The following is a 19,068-nucleotide window of genomic DNA, read 5'->3' as shown; positions in this document are numbered from 1 at the left end:
ATGAAAAACATTACTTCCCCCGAGCCTCCTCGTAGACAATAAGGAAAACAGAAGACAGCACCACAGCCATCAAGACAGCTTCACTAAACCCTATGGTCTGGCCGAGGAGAATATAGGCTAGAATCGAGGCACCAATAGGCTCGCCCAAAGCAATCGCTGTAACACTACTCGTCTTCATGAACCGCAACAGGTAATTCATAACAGTATGGCCACCAATCATCGGGATCAAAGCAAGTAGTACAAAGAAGACATAAGAGCGAAGACTATAGCCGAGAAGCTCACCGCCTATAACAATAATGTAGATTAGAACCGTGAAAACACCGCAAGAATAAGCTGGTATAACATATGGCAGCAACTCTTCGTATCTACGTACAAACCTACCTATACAAAAGTAGACAGCCACAGCAAGAGAACCACCCATAGCAAGCAGCACACCATAAACACTATAGTCGCCAATAATACTCGGGTGGAGAAAGAGTAGAACCCCCGTGAAACCCATGACAAACCCTATCAACTGCAGCCTCGTAATACTTTCTCTAAACAATACTTTATCAATAACAATATTGTATAGAGGAAAAGCTACAACAATAGTAGTGCTGACTGCAACAGGAATATGGAACAACGACTCCATCCACAACAAGAAATGTGCTCCAAGGAAAACTCCTGAAACCATAGAATATAGCAGTAGTTTCCTGATACACGGTATAATCCTTTTCCCGGAAAGGACGCCATAAGAGAAAAGCACTATAAGTGATATCGTGAGTCTCCAGAAAGCACAAGCATACGATGGTGCTCCAGACAACAACACCAAGATAGAAGCCGACGAAATACTAACTAGCACTATACTTGACAGCAGTAGCACTAAGAACACACTAATGCTACCCAAAGAACCACCATTCACTACGACTTTAATAGTCAGATAAATTCTTTACCATTAAGACAACCTATTGAATAATATAGAGCACTTCCATATGGTTGTACTTTCTAATCCCTCAAGATCGATTTACTGATACTTGATACTATGTGCAAATTATACTCATATGTACCAAAGTATATAACCTAACCTATCAAACATGTAATCATTGGGGGTTCTTATTTTGCTTAAAGTATACTCTACCAGTAGACAGTATAGACGTAACCTACTAGTGCTAAGCATCATACTGGTGGTCATGTCAGCGGTTGTAGGCTATTGTATAGGATGGTATACTGGTTCTCTCGTCATAAATAATAAAGATACTGCCGAGGAAACAGTTAAACTCAATAACGCCATTACAGCCTCAATAGAGATCGAACAGTACCGCGACAATAAACTGATCGCCGTGTATAAGAAGGAAAACGACCCACTTACAAGAAACTTCATAGCAATCATAATCAATACTTTTCTAGCAATGAAATATCAGGGTACACCAGTACCAATAACATTCACAGACGGAACAATACTAAATGATTTCATACTGGATAACGCCTACAATAACAAGCTAAAAGGCACATACATAGCCATAGGTAACGGTACAGGTACTCCAAGTTTCACAGATTACAACATGTTCAATAGCGTGTACATGTCAAGAACTGTCCTCACACAGGAAACACATAATATGACACATTACATTGCCGTAATTGAAGCATACTTCATAATCGATGAAGACATGAATATCACTGAAGTTGGTTTACTTTTGAAAACAAGAATAGGTTCTACATATAAGTACATATTACTAGCACATGATACAGTATATATAATCGCCAAAACCTATGATGCCATCGTTGTAAAGTACGTATTCACGTTTACAAAACCATTTACATACAATTTTGCTGTGCTGATCACACGACTTGTCTTATCCGGGCTCCAATACGCCTATATAGTAGACATCAATAGGATCACGAGGTGCCCTGATTTTGGTGTTGATGGGGCAGGGGATGATCTTATAAAAGAGGACATACTAATGTGGCTTGGAAACAATCCATCGCCATTGTTTACCATGTACAAATATGATGTCTCCACAAAAATAGCTGAAACATCAAAGACGCCAAGAGTAACATACGGATACAATAAAACAAGCATATGGGTCATCATTCATGGATGGATTGAATTAGATGCAGAAGAAACGGCTACGGAGGTGGGACTACTACTCAAAACTGATGGGGTATGGGATTACTCTTGGTATCCAGCATGGATTAACATACTCTACATCCCTCTCGACACCACGCTAACTGGTCCTGGTATACATGGCGTAAAGATCATACTCTATTACTCGCAGGAAGGGTGAATAGAGATATAATGGACAGTGGATACTTTAGAACACTCATAATATTAATGTTCATATCACTTTTCATGGGATACATAGTAGGTTTTAGCATGAACACCATTCTATTCAGACATATCCAATACCAGCATAAGGGAGAACAAACAGTAATAATAGACTATACAGCATCAGGTTATGTAACCAATGTATATCCTACAACAACATACATAGGAAAGTACACTGTTTCAGGCACAATAACAACTACCACCCCCAAGTATACAAGACAAAAATACATTTTCAACGGCACGGTATCAACTACAATACCGTACTCATATAAAGAAAAACATGTTTTCTACGGCTATGCAAATACTACAATAGCACGTACATACACAGGCAGATTCAACGAAGAAGGAGTCTCAAGTGTTTACCTAGGTGGAAATTATAGTATACAATACATTACTGTGTATAGTAATGTCGGAGAGAATGTATGCATTATTAATGAGGTCTGTGTACTGGAAGTACTTATATGGGATCCATGGGGATGGAGATGGGTGGACCAATTAGTAATGAGCTTCAATAATACAGCCGTATACGTGTTTAATAAGTCTAGACTAGTGGAAAGAATAGATCCTTTTGACTGGTTCTCAATAGAAGATGTGTTATTCATGGGTGCCGGAGGATATGCCACGTATATTGTATATTTCAAGCCTACACCTAATCTCGGCACGTTACTCCAGTTAGTTATTCAAGCAAATGATTTCATCAATAACTATACAACCACAACAATTGTACTCCTCGATATAGTCCATTCAATGAAACATAAAGAGGGTATGAGAGTTTTAGGTGGAATAGCTTCAGAAGTTAGTGGCTGGCTAAAGATAACTATACTTCAAGCACTTGTAGTTTTGTACTTATACATAATGTATAGGCTCTATAAACAAAAGAGACAGGTATTAAACAAGACTCTAACTACAAGGACAGGAAGCAATCTTGAGGCAACTATAAAATCAAACTTCTATACACGGTACCGATGACTTTACGGACTGGACTATAGCCCATTATGTCATAGATATCTGATACCCCTCTGACATACAGGTATATTGTACCCTGGATGAGCCTGTTTTTATTGATTATTGATACTGGTTTCCAGCCAGGTATCTCGAAGTCTAGAGTCACTATCCTAGTACCGATTTTTAGTTCACGTATAAGCTTGGGCTTCAAGAGCTCGTTGGCACGCTTGGTTAAGTACATGTATACTACTGTGGCATCTCTTATTGGTACGGTGAAGAAGTCTCCGTGAATAATCTCGACACGATCCTCTACACCAGCTTTTCTCGCGTATTCTCTAGCTACTTTTACGAGATTCTCGTCAATCTCTATACCAACAGCTTTCTTGACATTAGCTCTCTTGGCAGCCTCAATAACTATTCTTCCATCACCACATCCTAGGTCGTAGAATACGTCTTTCTCACTAAGTTTTGCAACAGAGAAGATCAAGTCGAATAGATCGGGGTTAGTTGGCAGATAAGGTACTGATATAGGGTGCCAGCTGTTGTGTGGTGTCATCCTCCTACCATATACCGCCATAGGGCTCGCCGCCGTTATTGTTGTCTTAGTAGACTACTATCTATTGTTTTCATGTAAAGAAAACTCTTTAACCCTAATAATCCTATTCTTTAGAAACCTATTATACTATATGACTATACTTGACTTGTTCGTTGCAATAGGGGCGTGTGCCAGCAATGCTTGACAGAATAGGGTTAACCGGGTTTAAGCGAAACTACTGGGTCATAGTATCTACATGGGTTCTCGTGGTATTCGGCTCAAGAATAGCCATGACATACATGAGCAACTATGTCTACGTGCTGGGTGGTGACGAGAGACTCGTAGGGTACGTACTGGGGGTAGCAGCGATTCCAACGGCTATTGTAAGGATTCTTGGTGGAGCATATAGTGATGTTTATGGCAGGAAGAAGATTATAGTAAAATACACATGGGTATTGGCCATAACAAGCTACTTAATAGCCTTTGCACCCGACTGGAGAATCCTGCTCATGGCAATGCTCATCAACAGCATCACATTACTCTATACGCCAGCACTCCAGGCAACACTTGCCGAGAGCATGCCTCCTGGGAAACGGACACTTGGATTCCTCTATGCCAATATCATACCCGAGTTATTGAGTATACCAGCACCACTAATCGGTGGCTTCATAACAAGTCTCTACGGTGTCAATGATGTCACAGGGTACCGTATAGTCTTCACTATTAACGCCGTATTCCTAACAATAGTAGCGATCATAAGGCATATGTTCCTTGAGGAGACGATAAAGCCTCTCAAGATACCTGGCGCAAAACTCATGGACGGTGTCAAGGGTGTCTATAACCTCATGCTGGTGATGCCACGTTGGCTAAAGAGGTATCTTTTCTTGAACTACGTTGTTTTATCGATCCCTGTAATGATGTACACATACTATGGTATAAGGTATGTTGTTCACCGTGGATACAATAACATGCTGTATGGATGGATTGTTACAATGGGGATCACTATATCAATGGCTATAACAGTCTATGTAACCAAGAAACAAATCAGTGTAAAGGATACGCGGCCCCTTGGCATAATAGTGCTCATGATGTCCCTAGGGATCGTATTGTTTGCACTAGATGGAATGCCATGGATAGTTATTGGTGGTGTACTAGCCCAGTCCGGTATAGTGATGAGGTTCGCTATAGGCAATGCTCTCCTGCACGAGTACATAAGCAATAGACTACGAGCAAGATTTTCTAGTTTCGCACTAGCATCACTAGATATATCATCACTCGTAGCAGGACTTGTCTCGGGTACACTATACCCTATTAGCCCATTCTATACAATGATACTTGCGTCAATACTTTGTCTCCCAGTAGGGATAGTATTCCTTGTAAAACCGATAAGACCGCCACTAGCCTCTATAGCGAAAGAAGTAGAGGATAAAATAATCCTAAAAAACTAGTCGTAGACCCACATGCACAGGAACATACTTGTCTATAAATCTCCTCCTGATATAATCTCTTAACTCGTCACCACTACAATGGGCTGCTCCAATATATTTTACTCTACTAGCAAGTCTATCGATTATCCTCCTAGAAGCATTATGGAGACCACCTATAACCATGTATACCTCCTTTTCCCCGGAAACCCTAACGGCTTCTTCAACAAACTTCTCCACACCAGGATGAGAACAACCAACGACAACCACGAGACCTTTGCCGTCGACCTTAAAGGCAAATGCTATCTCCCAAAGACTACTCAAGGGGCTGCTCCTGAAGGCACCTATTACCCAAGCATCATCAGCAACTTTCTCAGAGCTCTTGACAACAATAGGTTCTAGACCCCATTCCCTAAGATACCCTGTATCACCAGGCGGAACATAGACTTTAAGCCCCCTATGGACACGTCCAATAAACTCGAAGCCACCACAATGATCTCCATGATGATGACTCAATACAGCAAAATCAAGATCCTCGGGATTAATACCAAGAGCCTCCATATTACACTCAATAACATCGGGATCACCACCGGCATCAAACAATACTCTCCAAGAAGGCGATTCAATATAGGCAGACCAACCCCATTCACTCCTGAGCCCAGGAGAAGACGTATTATCAACAACTACTACAAGAGTAGCATTAGATACCACTTGATGCCGTCACCCCTCCAACCAGGATGCCTGGGGTGAGAGAAACTATGTTGTTCTACTAAAATTAACCTAGCTTCAAACACTTATCTTACAATTACTAAGCCGTAGTTAAAACTCCTGGTTGGGGGTCATTACCCAGGCTGGCCGTAGTGAAGACCTTGTAGAGGCTATGACTGGTCTTTGTTCATACATTGTTTTATTTTTGTATATCATCTGTATTAATAGGGGGTTTACTTAGGAGTTGAGGATTACTGATAGTATAAAGTACTTGGAGTCCCGTGGCTACAGTATAGTCTATGAAGTAGAGCCTTTCATTGAGCCTGAGCGTGTCGACAAGAGATTTACCGATATAGTCGAGGAACTTGGCAATCTTCAGGAACTCAAAGAGTTCGCGAGTAACAGGCTTTATCTACACCAGTTTGAAGCCTATAATGCCCTGCTAAAAGGCTCGAACGTGATCCTCAGGTCTGGTACTGGCTCGGGTAAGACTGAAGCCTGGGTTATGTACTTCCTAAACAAGGTCAAGCAGGACAAGAGCTTTAAGGCGATCGCTGTATATCCAACACTTGCTCTTGCTAACGACCAGATCCGTAGGATAACCCTGTACTCCAGAGCTATTGGAGCTAATGTGGTACAGCTTGACGCTCCTCATAGAGACATGTACATGAGGGAGCTTGGTAGAACAAAGCTAAGGCAAATGATCTCTAGTGCCAATATTGTTGTGACAAACCCTGCTTTCCTACTTCATGAGCTCAAAAAGTATTTCATCAAGCAATCGAGTAGTCTCCTGGAGAGCTTCTTCAGGAAAATAGACTTAATTATTATTGATGAGCTCGACTTCTATGGTCCTCGTAGTCTAGCGTTACTAATGGCTATGATCGAGCTTTTGTCTATTGTGAGCAACGTCAAGCCCCAAGTAGTATTATTGACCGCTACGCTGGCAAACCCTGACGAGCTAGGTTCCTACCTCAAGGACATTACTGGTAGGGACTATGTTGTAATCGATGGCAAGCCCTTCCACGTGGAGAACAGATTGATCGTTGTTCTAGGTAAAGACCTGGAAAACGTGTGGAAGAAGATCAGAGGATACCTCGGTAGCTTGTCTAGGAGAAGCGATGTAGACGAGGATATCATCAAGGCTCTTAGAGACTACAAGGAGTTCGTTAAGAACCCCTATCGAGTCCTATCCTACCTTGAGGCACTAGGCTATGATGTACCGAGTATTGGTATAGACTATAGTGAGATCCTAGGAGCATACCTGGAGGACGATGGCGTCACTCTTGTTTTCACCAAGAGTATTGCTAAAGCCGAGGAAGTAGCCAAGAGACTGAAGACCGTATACCAGGAGCACAGCAATCGTATTGCATCACACCACCACCTTGTATCAAAAGAACAACGTAGACAGATCGAGGAGGCTGCACGTAGAGGAGAAATGAAGATCATCGTTAGCCCAAGGACTCTATCCCAAGGCATTGACATAGGCACTATAGTTAGGATCGTGCACCTGGGGCTCCCCGAGGATGTTAGAGAGTTTATTCAACGCGAAGGACGCAAGGGGAGGAGACTAGAGATACCATTCACCGAGTCAATAGTTATACCTAGCAGCCGCTGGGACTGGGATCTATTGACCAAAGGCTTGGATGCACTCAAGAAATGGCTTTCACTACCACTAGAAAAAACCATTATAATACCGAGGAATCTCTACATAAAACTCTTCACAGGCATAGTAAAGCTGTTATCGCCATGGCTTGGACTAGAGTTGTCCGACCACGAGAAAGAAGCCCTCGAGAAAGCCGGGGTACTCAAGAAAACAGGGGTTGACAAGAAGAAACTAAAGTGGATATGGGATCGCATGGGCTTCTACGAGTTCGCGCCACCATATGGTATCAAACGGTACCTTGAGACAAAAGATGGAGTACGCTCCCTGGAACCGATAGGCCACTGCGACCTCGTCGAGAGATTCCAGATCGGATGCATAGACTATTCAAGCGATGCAATGGTTGTTAGACACAGTATCTCGGCTCGCGGGAGAACAGTCACAGCAGTCTACGAGAAGCCCCTATGGGAGATCAGGTTCTGGGAAGACGAGGCACTCGCCGAAGCCTACGAGGAATACCTTGACATAAAAACGAGGTGGGGTGAAGAACCTAGTCTCGTCAAGGACTTGATGAGAGGCAAGATCAATACTCATGTTCACTGTGTAGTCTACCCGCCTAGACACGGTTTCGGACTCCTCATAAAAGTCCCGAACCGCGTTGTATGGATCGTGTCATCGGAGAAACCACGTGTCATAAAAATCAAGGGAAGACATGTTGTAACCAGGGATAAGAAGACGATATATGTGCCAACACCAGTTCACGGCGAGTACCGTGACTATACCTATGGATACATATACGAGGTTGACGAGCGTCTCGATACAGCACTGCTTAGACTAGGGCTAGCCTATATCATGATCGTGCTGAGGAGAGTCTATGGGATAGCATTCGAGACCATAATGTATGGTGTCGAGAAAATCGGTGACAAGAAGTTCTTCGAGCTCCACGAACCAGAAGCAACAGCCCTCATAGACGAGCTTGACTGGCTTGATGTCAGGAAGAGTGTTATGGAGTACAAGCCCGATGAACTAGACCTCATACTCTTGAACCAGATAGACGAGCTCGCCTACGCCGATATGCTCACACTAGGAGTAGACTGGGAGCCCGTAAGAGAATACGCACTAAAGATCCTAGACTACATTCTGTCTAAGGAGAAAATTGTTGTAGAAATCAGTGGGCTAATAGAGGCAATACCGAAGCCCAGCAAGGCCCAGAAAATCGTGGCCTTGGACGCTATAGTCGAAGAGATCGGTGGTGAAGACGTGTTTTCGCCACCACTACTACTCATAGCAGTAGCTGTCTTTGATGGGGAAGAAACGAGGACCTACATAGACTTAGTCCTCAATATACCGGGGCTCAAGCCTAAACAAGAGCTGAGAGAGATAGAGAATCTCGTAGAAGACCTCGTGTACTATAATAACTTCAAGATAGTGGTTCCAGCGAGAAACATTGCCGACTCTCTTGAGAAGACTGGTCTAAAGAAACTACCTGTCCTAATAAGGAATACGGGTATTGAAGCCTATAGTCTTACACGGGAGGAACTAAAGAATATAACTATCGAGGACTTGTTCGAAGTACTACCAAGAATCTACGGGGACATGAAAATACCGAGGCTACCCAGAATACATAGGATCGTGGAGAAAATACGTGAAAACAAGTACACAAAACTCCTAGACTCGGAGAAAGATGAAATAACAAAACATATGGAAGCACGTGTTAAAGCACTCTACCTACTATACATGTTAGCATCTTCAAAAAGCAGTGATAAAAAATAGTCTGGTTTTATAAACTACGTTTACTCTTCAATGATCTTCCTTAACTCATCGATCTTCTTCTTAAGCTCATGGACTTCCTTCTTAAGCTCAGAGAGCTCCTTCTCAAGTTTTTTCTCGGGTAGAGACGATGGTGGCCACATTGCTGTTAGCCCGAAGGTTACGACAAAAGCCACGCCTAGAAACAGCAGCACCATTATGTTTGTCCAGAAGTTCACGCCACCGATCCAGAGGTATATTGATGATAGGATTGCTATTGTGATCCAACAGACAACGATTATTATAGCGGTTGTCCTACTTATCATCACGGATCATCTCCTTCAGTTTTTGTGGAGAGACATGTATATCGAAATCAACTAGCTCATAGTACCTGAGTGCACGTGCCTCATCCTCTAGGACAACAATACGGCTTTTGACAAGCCCGGCTTTCTCAAGCTTCTTGAGATGAATCTTGGCTAGCGCCCGGCTAATACCAAGCATACCAGCTATCTCGCTCAAGTACATACTCCTCCCCTCCCTAGCAAGTACAGCTAGGATACGTAGCCTCAACGGATGACCCAATGCCTCCAGCTTCTTGGCAAGTTCTTCTAGAGACCCCATGCATACTAAACCCCTAGATTACATGTAATAAAAAGATTACATATAAAGTTTTCTATTACATAGTAACACAGAGATAACATTCGAGATCTACTAGTCACTACATCGTTGTTGAGGTTGAGAAAACGCGTGTTAACTATAAGCTATACAATACACAATGATACCACATAATAGATAATACGTTTCTATCTTAACTAACAACGTTATATCAACAAAGAATTCTATGCTAGGGGAATTTTACTACGAGTAATCCTTTTCTTGTAACATCACTACTTATGAACCATAGTTGCTCGGTCAACCTGTTTCTCAGGTCTTGGTAAACCTCGTCTAGCACGTTCACAAGGTCTCTTCCCACGCTGGTCAAGACTGTTTCTCCTCTACTGATACCTCCTCTCTTTATGACAACAATTTGTGTACCGAGGCTTCTTTCCAGCGACTCTATTTTCTTCTTTAGTGTTATGTATGGTACGGCTAGTTTTTGGCTAACTTTCTTGAGACTCTTATATTTCTCGATGAGCTTTAGTGCTTTAACAAATTTCTCGTCAACCAGGACGTCATCATTTATTTTGAGTACGATATCAACTCTTACCTCACCTATCTTGCTGAGAGATTCCTTGCTAACAAGTTTCTCTAGGAAACCACGTAGTACAGAAGACAATGGCTCACGTATATTGATGTTACTCAACAATCTATTGTCATGTACTAGTATAGACGTGTACACTGGTTGCTCAGCGAGTTTCCATGTATACGTCTTCGTTTTACCGTCAGGCTGTAGTATATACTTATAGATCCTATGCGTCTTGTTATAGTATAGAAATACATCGTATATAAGCCATTTAGTAGGCTCCAATGGCTGCTCAACAAGATCCTCTATGCTACGTACATAGGTTAAACACTTTTTATCAGTTATTATCGCTTGGTTTACATTGTATTTTCTCGATACCAGCATCAATAATTCTGTATCAATACTACTTGGGTCATAGTGGTTTATTATGTATAAACGGCTGTTCACTGTCTTTAAGGAGGCTACTTCGGTTATAACATTGTATAGCTCGATGAATTTATTACAGTAGATTATTATGGAGTAGACATCTCTTAACAAATCTTGATAGAATTCTCTCGAGAAATCCTTCACTATACGAGATGTAATAATAATGTTGATGTCTTTTACATTATTTGAGACTAGTTTTTCCGCGAAGAACTTTGCTTCTTTGATGCTATTTGGTGAATCAACCATTATGTTTACTTTACATCTCTTGATTTTACTCATGAATTCAACCATTGTGTTTGCAAGAGATATCTTGTCAAGATATCTTTCAGTCACTATGGAGACGTTGTTTACCGGTAAAAGAGGATTCTTGCAGATGTCATCTCCCGCATAGACGAACAATTCCAGTGGATCGTAGTTTCCTGAGTAGCTGGTGTCCAGCATACATACCATCCTTGATAACTATAATCGTCTTTACGGGTAATTACCCTATCTATAGGCTATGCAGCTGTTTATGCAGAATATACTTTCCCGTGTCGTTATTACTCTCATGTTTGTCCTTAAACTCGGTTGTCTCGCTTTCTTTACCTCGAAATACTTTACTATTTTAAAAACGATATCTTTGCTTGATACGGTGAAATTATGTCAGAGAAATTAACATTAATTGTATGTCCTTATTGTGGTGTTGGATGCAGGCTTTACATAAAGAGCGTCGATGGATATCCTGTAGGTATAGAGTATGCTACAGACCTGGATGGCATACCTAATGAGAAAGGCAAGCTTTGCCCAAAGGCAAACGCTGTCATAGAGTATCTTACCAGCCGAGACAGGCTCAGGAAGCCACTTAAGGCTGTTGAAGAAGGAAAGTTTAGGGAAATCAGCTGGAAAGAAGCGATAAAAGAGGTTTCGGAAAGGCTTCTAGAGATAAAGAAACAGTATGGCCCTGATGCCGTAATGTTCTTTGGAAGCGCTAGGACCTTCAATGAACCAAACTATCTCATACAAAAACTAGCGAGGGTCTATGGGACAAACAATGTAGATCATTGTGCCAGATTATGTCACTCAGCTACAGTAGCTGGCTTGAAGGCTGTTTTTGGAGCTGGCGCGATGACCAATACTTATAGAGACATAGCGATGGCCGACTGTATTATTGTCTGGGGCCACAACTACGCTGAAACCCACCCAGTAGGATTCAGGTATGTGCTCAAAGCAAAGGACCGTGGCGCGAAACTAATTGTCGTCGACCCAAGGCGTACACGTACGGCATGGTTTGCAGACATACATCTACAACTGTATCCGGGAACAGATATAGCGCTAGCAAACGCGATGATACATGTCATCATAAAGGAGAATCTTTATGATAAAGAATTCGTTGCCAAGAGGACAGTGGGCTTCGACGATCTTGTGAAAACTGTTGAGAAGTATACTCCAGAGTATGCAGAGAAGATAACAGGAGTACCGGCTAGCCTGATACGTGAAGCAGCTAGAATGTTTGCTAGAGCAGAAAAAGGAGTGATCACATGGTGTATGGGGCTTACACAACATACCTGTGGAACAGACAACGTCAGACTGCTCGCTACATTGGCTGCGATATGCGGTCATGTAGGCAGGGAAGGTACTGGCTGCTCGCCGATGCGTGGACAGAACAACGTACAGGGAGCATGTGATCTCGGTGTACTCCCCAATGTGTTCCCAGGCTATAAGAGCGTAACCGCCAGCGAGAACATAGAGTACTTCAAGAAGCACTGGGGCGTCGACTACCTAAGCGACAAACCAGGCTACACAATAATAGAGTCTAGCTATGCTATAGAAGAAGGAAAAGTCAAAGCCTACTATATCATGGGAGAAAACCCTGTTATCAGCGACGCTAACTCCAACCACGTTGTAAAAGCATTGAAGAAACTCGAGTTCCTAGTAGTACAAGATATTTTCTTGACTGAAACAGCCCAGTTCGCCGACATAGTGTTACCAGCAGCTGCACTACCAGAGAACGAGGGCTCGTTGACAAACACGGAGAGAAGAGTACAATGGTCTTTCAAAGCAGTTGAGCCACCAGGTGAGGCAAGACCCGACTGGTGGATTATAACAGAGATAGCAAAAGCTATGGGCTACGAGAAACAATTCCCGTACACAAGCGTCGAGGAAATAACGCTAGAGATCGCGAGAGTGGTACCACAGTATGGTGGAATGACCCCGGAGAGACTTAAGAATAATATTGCTGGAATACACTGGCCATGTCCTTCACCAGATCATCCCGGAACACCTATTCTATACAAAGACAAGTTCCTGACACCCGATGGTAAGGCTCATTTAGCTGCTGTAGAGCACAGGCCACCAGCAGAACAACCTGACGACGAGTACCCGTTTATCCTAACCACTGTTCGTGTTGTAGGAATGTACCACACCAACACCATGACCGGTAGGAGTCCGTCACTTAAGAAGAGATGGCCCGAACCATACCTAGAGATCCATCCTGATGATGCGGAGAAACTAGGGATCAAAACTGGTGATAAAGTAAAGATCATTACTCGCAGAGGAGAGTATGTCTGCAAAGCAAAGGTTACCATGACCATTAAACCCGGTGTCGTAGCTGTTCCATGGCATTGGGGAGCTAATGTATTGACTAATGATGCACTAGACCCCATCAGCAAGATCCCTGAGACAAAGGTTTGTGCATGTAAGATCATTAGGCTTGAAGGGTGAGACCCATGGGCCGTAAGATCATATTAATAGATTTCAGTAGATGTATAGAATGCCGTGCATGCGAAGTAGCTTGTGAAAGAGAACATGAAGGTCAGTCACTCATTAGTGTCTTCGAGTACCAGGAGACAACAGCAATACCTCTGAACTGTAGGCACTGTGAAAAAGCTCCATGTATAGAAGTATGTCCAACTCGGGCACTATATAGGGACGATGACGGAGCAGTTATTCTCTCGCCACTGAAGTGTATTGGCTGTCTCTTATGCAGTGTCGTATGCCCATTCGGTATACCAATACTCGATAAAGTAAACAAGGTTATGATAAAGTGTGACCTGTGTGCACATAGAAGAGCCGAAGGAAAACTACCAGCATGTGTTGCTACATGTCCTACTGATGCACTAATCTATGGAGACGTCGAGGAACTCCTGTTCGAGAAGAGGAAGAAGGCTGCATTACAGGTTGTTGAGTCCAGTAGATCTGCTGCTTCCTTGAAAGAGTTTACCAAGTACTTCATAACGCCATGAGGGTGCTACCCATGGACCCCATACTTATAGCTTTTTTAATACCCATACTAGTCCCCTTCACCATAGGTTTATACTTGTTCCTACTCGATGGAAGGAAGGCTGATTCATATCTTCTCATACTCCTATCTCTGATCCTGTCTTCATACATTTTTGGCACATTCCTGTTTATTACAAGCAAACAAGAAATACTCCATTACATCATCTCGTACACGGAGTACACAGGAGAATTCTATGGATTCATCATCGACCCTATGTCAGTTGCCGTAGGCTTCGTCGTTATTACAGCTGGAACAATATTCCTAGTATACTCGATAGACTACATGAGCCCCAACAACAAATTCCATCCAGTACATAGTGGTAAAGGAAGATTCTACGGATGGATGCTACTGTTTATCGGAGCCACACTAGCCTTCATACACTCCTCAACAATAATACAGCTACTCATGTTCTTCGAGGTAATGAGTTTCTCGTGCTGGGGACTCGTATCCTACTATGGTACAGAGAAAGCGCTGAGATCAGCAAATAAGGCTCTCATATACACACATGTAGGTGCCATGATAGGATTATTCACTGCCTCATCAATATGCCTATTCCACCTACACGACTTCAGTCTCACTGCCATCAATAAACTAGAACCCATGCTGAAGTACCAGTTGTTCGCCGCTGCAATGATCGCTGCTTTCTCTAAGTCGGCCCAGTTCCCCTTCTACTCATGGTTGCCAGACGCAATGGTAGCGCCAACACCCGCCTCAGCTTTTCTGCATGGAGCCGCAATGGTTGAGATGGGTGTATACCTGCTGGCGAGACTAGCACAGTTCGCTACCCCATTACCGCAGGGCATCTTCTGGCTGATGTTGTTCTTCATTATGATAACAGGAGCTATCTGTATGCTCATGTATCCTGTCCAGCGCGATGCGAAAAGACTTCTCGCCTACTCGACTATAGGCGAATCCATGGTTATGTATGTTGGAGTACTCTATGCTACAACAGGTTCTCTCCTAGGCTTGCAAGCAACAATACTCCAGTTATTCAACCATGCCTACGTAAAGGGGCTTGCATTCCTTACAGCTGGAGTATTCGGATACTCCCTTGGCACACACTCGATGGAGAAGATTAAGGGGCTTATCAAGTCATCACCACTCATCGCCGCTGCTTGGACGCTATCACTACTAGGATTGACAGGTGTACCACCATTCGGGATTTTCTACGGGAAACTAATGGTGATCTCTTCAGCTACAATAGTAGACCACATAGCATGGTCTATTATTCCATTGCTGGTAGTCCTACTTGACTCAACAATATTCTTCATCGTAGGGCTTTCATGGATACACGAAATGGTTTTCAAGGAATGCAAGAAACCATCTACAATAAGCATAACGACACTCATGAAGCTATGTATTTTATCACTAATAGTATTTTCTCTCATATCAAACTACATCGCCTACCCCTTGATCACTAGAATAAGGTTCCTCGGGGGATAGTCCTTGTCTAGCTTTCTAAAACCCCTTATATGCATCCTCGTATGTATTACAGCACTCCTCACATCCCTCTATATCTACTTTACAGGCTCCACCATAGAGCTGTATGGTATAAAGCTAGCCATCGATACACTATCGCTGTTCTTCATAGTAAACACATGTATACTAGGAATAGCATGTATATGGGCTTCACATAGATACTTAGAATTATACAAGAACACTCATCCATTAATACCATATTATGGTCTTATGCTAATATTCATACTCTCTATGGTAGTAATACCTGCCTCGAGGAACTGGATATTATTCCTGTTCTTCTGGGAGATAATGACTCTCTCCTCATACTTCCTCATAATATATGACTATGCCGACGAGAAAGTGCTCAGAACAGGGTGGATGTACTTCGTCGCAATGCATATACTTAATGCACTACCTTTGTTCCTCATGGTAGCATTGATTTATATGTCTACAAGTAGCTTCGATTTCACAAGCTACAGCAAGTTCTGTATCTACATAACATTACTAGCGCTAATAGGGTTCGCCACTAAGGCTGGTCTCTTCCCGATGCATTTCTGGCTACCAGAAGCCCATCCAGCAGCGCCATCACCAGTATCGGCATTGCTATCTGGTGCGATGGTGGAGCTAGGTATCTACGGTATCGTACGAGTATTCAGCTTATCGGCATTCCCGATAACCCCATGGATAACCCTGGTTGCATACATAATGGCTTTCATGAACATAGTAGCAGCACTCTTAACTTATCCTCTTCAATTCGATGTCAAGAGATTGTTCGCCTGGTCTACTATAGAGAACTCTGGATGGATGATGCTTATTGTACTAGTATCAAAAGACATCACGGACATTGCTTTGCCTCTAGGACTCTACGTACTATGTCATGGACTAGCTAAAGCAGCAGCATTCCTTTCATCAGGAGGAATAATCTACGTATATGGAACAAGAAACCTTAGTGAAATCAAGGGTATGGTGAATACATGTAAACCACTAGCATTCCTCACAATATTCTCTATACTAGCTCTCGAAGGAGTACCACCATTTAATTTATTCCTAGCAAAACTATACGTTGTACTTAAGGTGTTCCACTACAATAACTGGCTCGGCGGATTCCTCGCCATAATATGGTGTTTCGTATTCATAGTATTCCTAAACATTATCCATACATTCATTCTAAGCAAGGGTTCTCCTGAGGCGAAGAGGAAACTTCCTCTCAGTATATCAGCTCCCATCATAATGCTCCTCATACTCTCCATGCTCTCTTACCCACTAGTATCACTAATAATGAAGGGCGGTGTTTGGAAGCTATGGTAGTCCCTGTACCCGTAAAGGTACTAGAATACTCGATAATGTTATTCGTAGCTGGTATACTAGCTGGTTTCATACTCTACAAATCATCAAAGAAAGCACTCATAGTATCTAGTATGCTCGGCGCTATAGCATCAATATTTCTCCTAGTTTTTTGTATACTAGTCGCCGCCAATAACACGGTTATTGAAGCCATTGTATTCAATATACCTATCTACATAGACTTCCTGTCAATACTATTACTAATAGTGCTAAGCTTACTCGGCTTTGCTACGCTGGTCTATACTCCACAGTACATGGAGCACTATAGGAGACTTAGCATCAACTGGCTTTATGGCGCTATTCATAACACGTTCATCTTATCCATGGTGCTAGTAGTTATCTCTAGGAATCTTCTGTACTTCATATTCTTCTGGGAAGTTATGACACTAGCATCTTACTTGTTGATAACATGGGAGTACGATAACGATAGCGTTAGAGAGACTGGCAGAAAGTACTTCATCACAATGCACATACTCAGCACACTACCATTATTGCTAGCGGTAATAACTGTCTATGACACCTATAGGACACTAGACATAGTAGTGCTACGTAGTATTGCCGGAGTCAACCCTGTTCTCTACTTCCTGTTCCTACTGGGGTTTGGTAGTAAAGCTGGTGTAGTACCATTCCACTTCTGGCTACCCGACGCCCATCCAGCTGCACCAAGCAATGCATCAGCCCTCCTCTCGGGAGCAATGATCAAGGTAGCGGTCTATGGTCTCATCAGGACAACATGTTTCATGATGCCCTATAACACCTTGTACGGCTACATAATCGCTACCATGGGTACTATAACGCTTACAGTAGGTACATTATATGCGCTCAAACAAACGGATGGAAAACGACTGCTTGCATACCATAGCGTGGGACAAATGGGTTATATATGGCTGGGTGTTGGCGTAGGCATAATATTCTTGTCACTAGGCGATCCGTATAGAGTCTTCGGCGTAATAGCTCTTGCAGCAGGTTTATTCCATCTCCTGAACCACGCGTTATTCAAAGGAGCGCTCTTCCTTGCAGCTGGATCTATTCTTTATAGAGTGCATACACGTGACCTCAATAGACTCGGTGGTCTAGCCAAGAACATGCCGTTTACAGCACTAGCAACAATCATTGCCGCGCTCGCTATAGCAGGTGTTCCTCCTCTAAACGGGTTTATATCGAAGTGGATGATTTACCAAGCTACATTCCTTTCAAACAACGCGTACATAATATTCTGTGGTATCATGGCCCTCTTTATAAGTGCTGCAACATTGGCATCATTCATAAAGTTCTATACAACCGCCTTCGGCGGCGAACTAAATGAGGTAACAAAGGAGGCTAGGGAAGTCCCGTTGACTATGAATTTTGCACAAAACTTCCTGTCAATCCTATGTGTAGTACTAGGAGTTACTCCATCAATAGTGCTTCCAGTACTATTAGGTATAGGTGCTTCGTCAATAGGATTAGATCTAGCAAGTCTAGTCGACTATGTGTCCTATAGTTACTTGGTGATACAGTTCATACCACCGTGGAGTAGCCCGTTGTATCCATCATTCTTCTCGCCAATAACATTGGCCATAACGATACTTGTCTTAACCACTATTACAGTAGTATATGTAGCATCACTAAGAGTGCCGGGAACCACTGGTTCATGGCTATGTGGTGTCGAGGCTCCTGTTGCACAAACCAAGCTTAAGGCAAAGTATTACTATGGTGATTTCGAGGAGTCTATCGAGCCTCTCTATGCTTTCGGTGAAGAACTACATAATGGTTTGTCCAAGGCTAAGAACACACTGTTTGGTGGATACGAGGAGTCTCTTAGAGTGCTGCTTGCTGAAGCAGATAAGCTAAAGCGTGCTCCTAGGATATGTGTTGGCTATAGAAGGATCCTATGTGCATTACACAAGTTCTCTGAAAGGATTAGTGGAACCATTTACTTTATACCAAGGATTTACCATAGACTGGTTAAAGGCGATATATACATCGATGAAATGCTTTGGATGCCTCTAGTAGACTTCATCAGGAAATCCCTGGTTATATTCAGGGGTAGGAAGTATAATTTGGTATTTTACTGTATTTTATCGGCTTTCATGATCTTCTTGTTGGCGCTAATAGCATTATTAGTAATAATCAAATGGGGTGGGTGATGG

Annotated in this window: 16 protein-coding genes; 10 read left to right on the top strand and 6 right to left on the bottom strand. The window is 42.7% G+C overall.

Annotation, left to right across the window (positions count from 1 at the left end; genetic code table 11):
* Positions 1–10 precede the first annotated feature (10 nt).
* Positions 11–886, bottom strand: coding sequence for a DMT family transporter (locus tag J4526_05975; protein WFO74629.1), 876 nt, complete (start codon positions 884–886; stop codon positions 11–13).
* 211 nt (positions 887–1,097) lie between these two features.
* On the opposite strand from J4526_05975, the gene J4526_05970 reads away from it, so the two are divergent.
* Both J4526_05970 and J4526_05965 read left to right on the top strand, forming a co-directional pair.
* Positions 1,098–2,264 carry a hypothetical protein gene (locus J4526_05970; protein WFO74628.1) on the top strand — a complete coding sequence of 389 codons (1,167 nt, stop codon included), beginning with the start codon at positions 1,098–1,100 and terminating at the stop codon, positions 2,262–2,264.
* An 11-nt stretch (positions 2,265–2,275) separates the two neighbouring features.
* A complete protein-coding gene (locus tag J4526_05965) occupies positions 2,276–3,274 on the top strand; it encodes a hypothetical protein (protein WFO74627.1) in 999 nt (332 codons plus the stop codon).
* Here J4526_05965 and J4526_05960 read toward each other — a convergent pair.
* Positions 3,240–3,806, bottom strand: a complete 567-nt coding sequence (locus tag J4526_05960) for a class I SAM-dependent methyltransferase (GenBank protein ID WFO74626.1) — start codon at positions 3,804–3,806, stop codon at positions 3,240–3,242. The genes J4526_05965 and J4526_05960 overlap by 35 nt on opposite strands.
* Between J4526_05960 and J4526_05955 the strand changes: the two genes are divergently transcribed.
* Positions 3,793–3,990 carry a hypothetical protein gene (locus tag J4526_05955; protein WFO74625.1) on the top strand — a complete coding sequence of 66 codons (198 nt, stop codon included), beginning with the start codon at positions 3,793–3,795 and terminating at the stop codon, positions 3,988–3,990. The genes J4526_05960 and J4526_05955 overlap by 14 nt on opposite strands.
* Entirely contained in the window at positions 3,983–5,233 is a 1,251-nt protein-coding gene (locus J4526_05950) for an MFS transporter (protein WFO74624.1), read from the top strand. Before J4526_05955 ends, J4526_05950 begins: the two co-directional genes overlap by 8 nt.
* Here the strand turns inward: J4526_05950 and J4526_05945 are convergent.
* A complete protein-coding gene (locus tag J4526_05945) occupies positions 5,222–5,920 on the bottom strand; it encodes an MBL fold metallo-hydrolase (protein ID WFO74623.1) in 699 nt (232 codons plus the stop codon). The two genes, J4526_05950 and J4526_05945, sit on opposite strands and share 12 nt — an antisense overlap.
* A 241-nt stretch (positions 5,921–6,161) precedes the next feature.
* Between J4526_05945 and J4526_05940 the strand changes: the two genes are divergently transcribed.
* A complete protein-coding gene (locus J4526_05940; GenBank protein ID WFO74622.1) occupies positions 6,162–9,290 on the top strand; it encodes a DEAD/DEAH box helicase in 3,129 nt (1,042 codons plus the stop codon).
* Between the two features lie 20 nt (positions 9,291–9,310).
* Here J4526_05940 and J4526_05935 read toward each other — a convergent pair whose 3' ends face one another.
* From J4526_05935 to J4526_05925, 3 genes are all read right to left on the bottom strand, one after another.
* Complete coding sequence (locus J4526_05935) at positions 9,311–9,595, bottom strand: hypothetical protein (protein WFO74621.1); 285 nt, start codon at positions 9,593–9,595, stop codon at positions 9,311–9,313.
* On the bottom strand, positions 9,582–9,887 hold the full coding sequence (locus J4526_05930) for a helix-turn-helix transcriptional regulator (GenBank protein ID WFO74620.1): 306 nt from the start codon (positions 9,885–9,887) through the stop codon (positions 9,582–9,584). The genes J4526_05935 and J4526_05930 overlap by 14 nt, the downstream gene beginning before the upstream one ends.
* A gap of 223 nt (positions 9,888–10,110) precedes the next feature.
* Positions 10,111–11,316: a hypothetical protein gene (locus tag J4526_05925; protein ID WFO74619.1), complete on the bottom strand. Its 1,206-nt coding sequence runs from the start codon at positions 11,314–11,316 to the stop codon at positions 10,111–10,113.
* Between the two features lie 198 nt (positions 11,317–11,514).
* On the opposite strand from J4526_05925, the gene fdhF reads away from it, so the two are divergent.
* Genes fdhF through J4526_05900 form a run of 5 tightly spaced genes read left to right on the top strand, consistent with a single transcriptional unit; the run spans position 11,515 to position 19,065 of the window.
* Positions 11,515–13,575, top strand: a complete 2,061-nt coding sequence (fdhF, locus tag J4526_05920; GenBank protein ID WFO74618.1) for a formate dehydrogenase subunit alpha — start codon at positions 11,515–11,517, stop codon at positions 13,573–13,575.
* 5 nt (positions 13,576–13,580) lie between these two features.
* A complete protein-coding gene (locus J4526_05915; protein ID WFO74617.1) occupies positions 13,581–14,096 on the top strand; it encodes a 4Fe-4S binding protein in 516 nt (171 codons plus the stop codon).
* 11 nt (positions 14,097–14,107) lie between these two features.
* A complete protein-coding gene (locus J4526_05910) occupies positions 14,108–15,577 on the top strand; it encodes a hydrogenase 4 subunit D (GenBank protein ID WFO74616.1) in 1,470 nt (489 codons plus the stop codon).
* 3 nt (positions 15,578–15,580) lie between these two features.
* Positions 15,581–16,900: a hypothetical protein gene (locus J4526_05905; protein WFO74615.1), complete on the top strand. Its 1,320-nt coding sequence runs from the start codon at positions 15,581–15,583 to the stop codon at positions 16,898–16,900.
* The gene (locus J4526_05900) at positions 16,894–19,065 is read left to right on the top strand and encodes a hypothetical protein (GenBank protein ID WFO74614.1); all 2,172 of its coding nucleotides are present in this window, start codon (positions 16,894–16,896) and stop codon (positions 19,063–19,065) included. Before J4526_05905 ends, J4526_05900 begins: the two co-directional genes overlap by 7 nt.
* Positions 19,066–19,068: the final 3 nt, after the last annotated feature.

Source organism: Desulfurococcaceae archaeon MEX13E-LK6-19 (assembly GCA_029637525.1).
Classification (GTDB): domain Archaea; phylum Thermoproteota; class Thermoprotei_A; order Sulfolobales; family Desulfurococcaceae; genus MEX13ELK6-19.
Note: the sequence above shows the minus strand (reverse complement) of the source record. Positions and strands in the feature narration are given on the sequence as shown.

Coding starts and splice junctions, on each gene's coding strand:
- J4526_05950 (WFO74624.1), top strand. CDS start 3,983: ATGCTTGACAGAATAGGGTTAACCGGGTTTAAGCGAAACTACTGGGTC.
- J4526_05925 (WFO74619.1), bottom strand. CDS start 11,316: ATGCTGGACACCAGCTACTCAGGAAACTACGATCCACTGGAATTGTTC.
- J4526_05915 (WFO74617.1), top strand. CDS start 13,581: ATGGGCCGTAAGATCATATTAATAGATTTCAGTAGATGTATAGAATGC.
- J4526_05900 (WFO74614.1), top strand. CDS start 16,894: ATGGTAGTCCCTGTACCCGTAAAGGTACTAGAATACTCGATAATGTTA.
- J4526_05910 (WFO74616.1), top strand. CDS start 14,108: ATGGACCCCATACTTATAGCTTTTTTAATACCCATACTAGTCCCCTTC.
- J4526_05960 (WFO74626.1), bottom strand. CDS start 3,806: ATGACACCACACAACAGCTGGCACCCTATATCAGTACCTTATCTGCCA.
- J4526_05930 (WFO74620.1), bottom strand. CDS start 9,887: ATGGGGTCTCTAGAAGAACTTGCCAAGAAGCTGGAGGCATTGGGTCAT.
- fdhF (WFO74618.1), top strand. CDS start 11,515: ATGTCAGAGAAATTAACATTAATTGTATGTCCTTATTGTGGTGTTGGA.
- J4526_05965 (WFO74627.1), top strand. CDS start 2,276: ATGGACAGTGGATACTTTAGAACACTCATAATATTAATGTTCATATCA.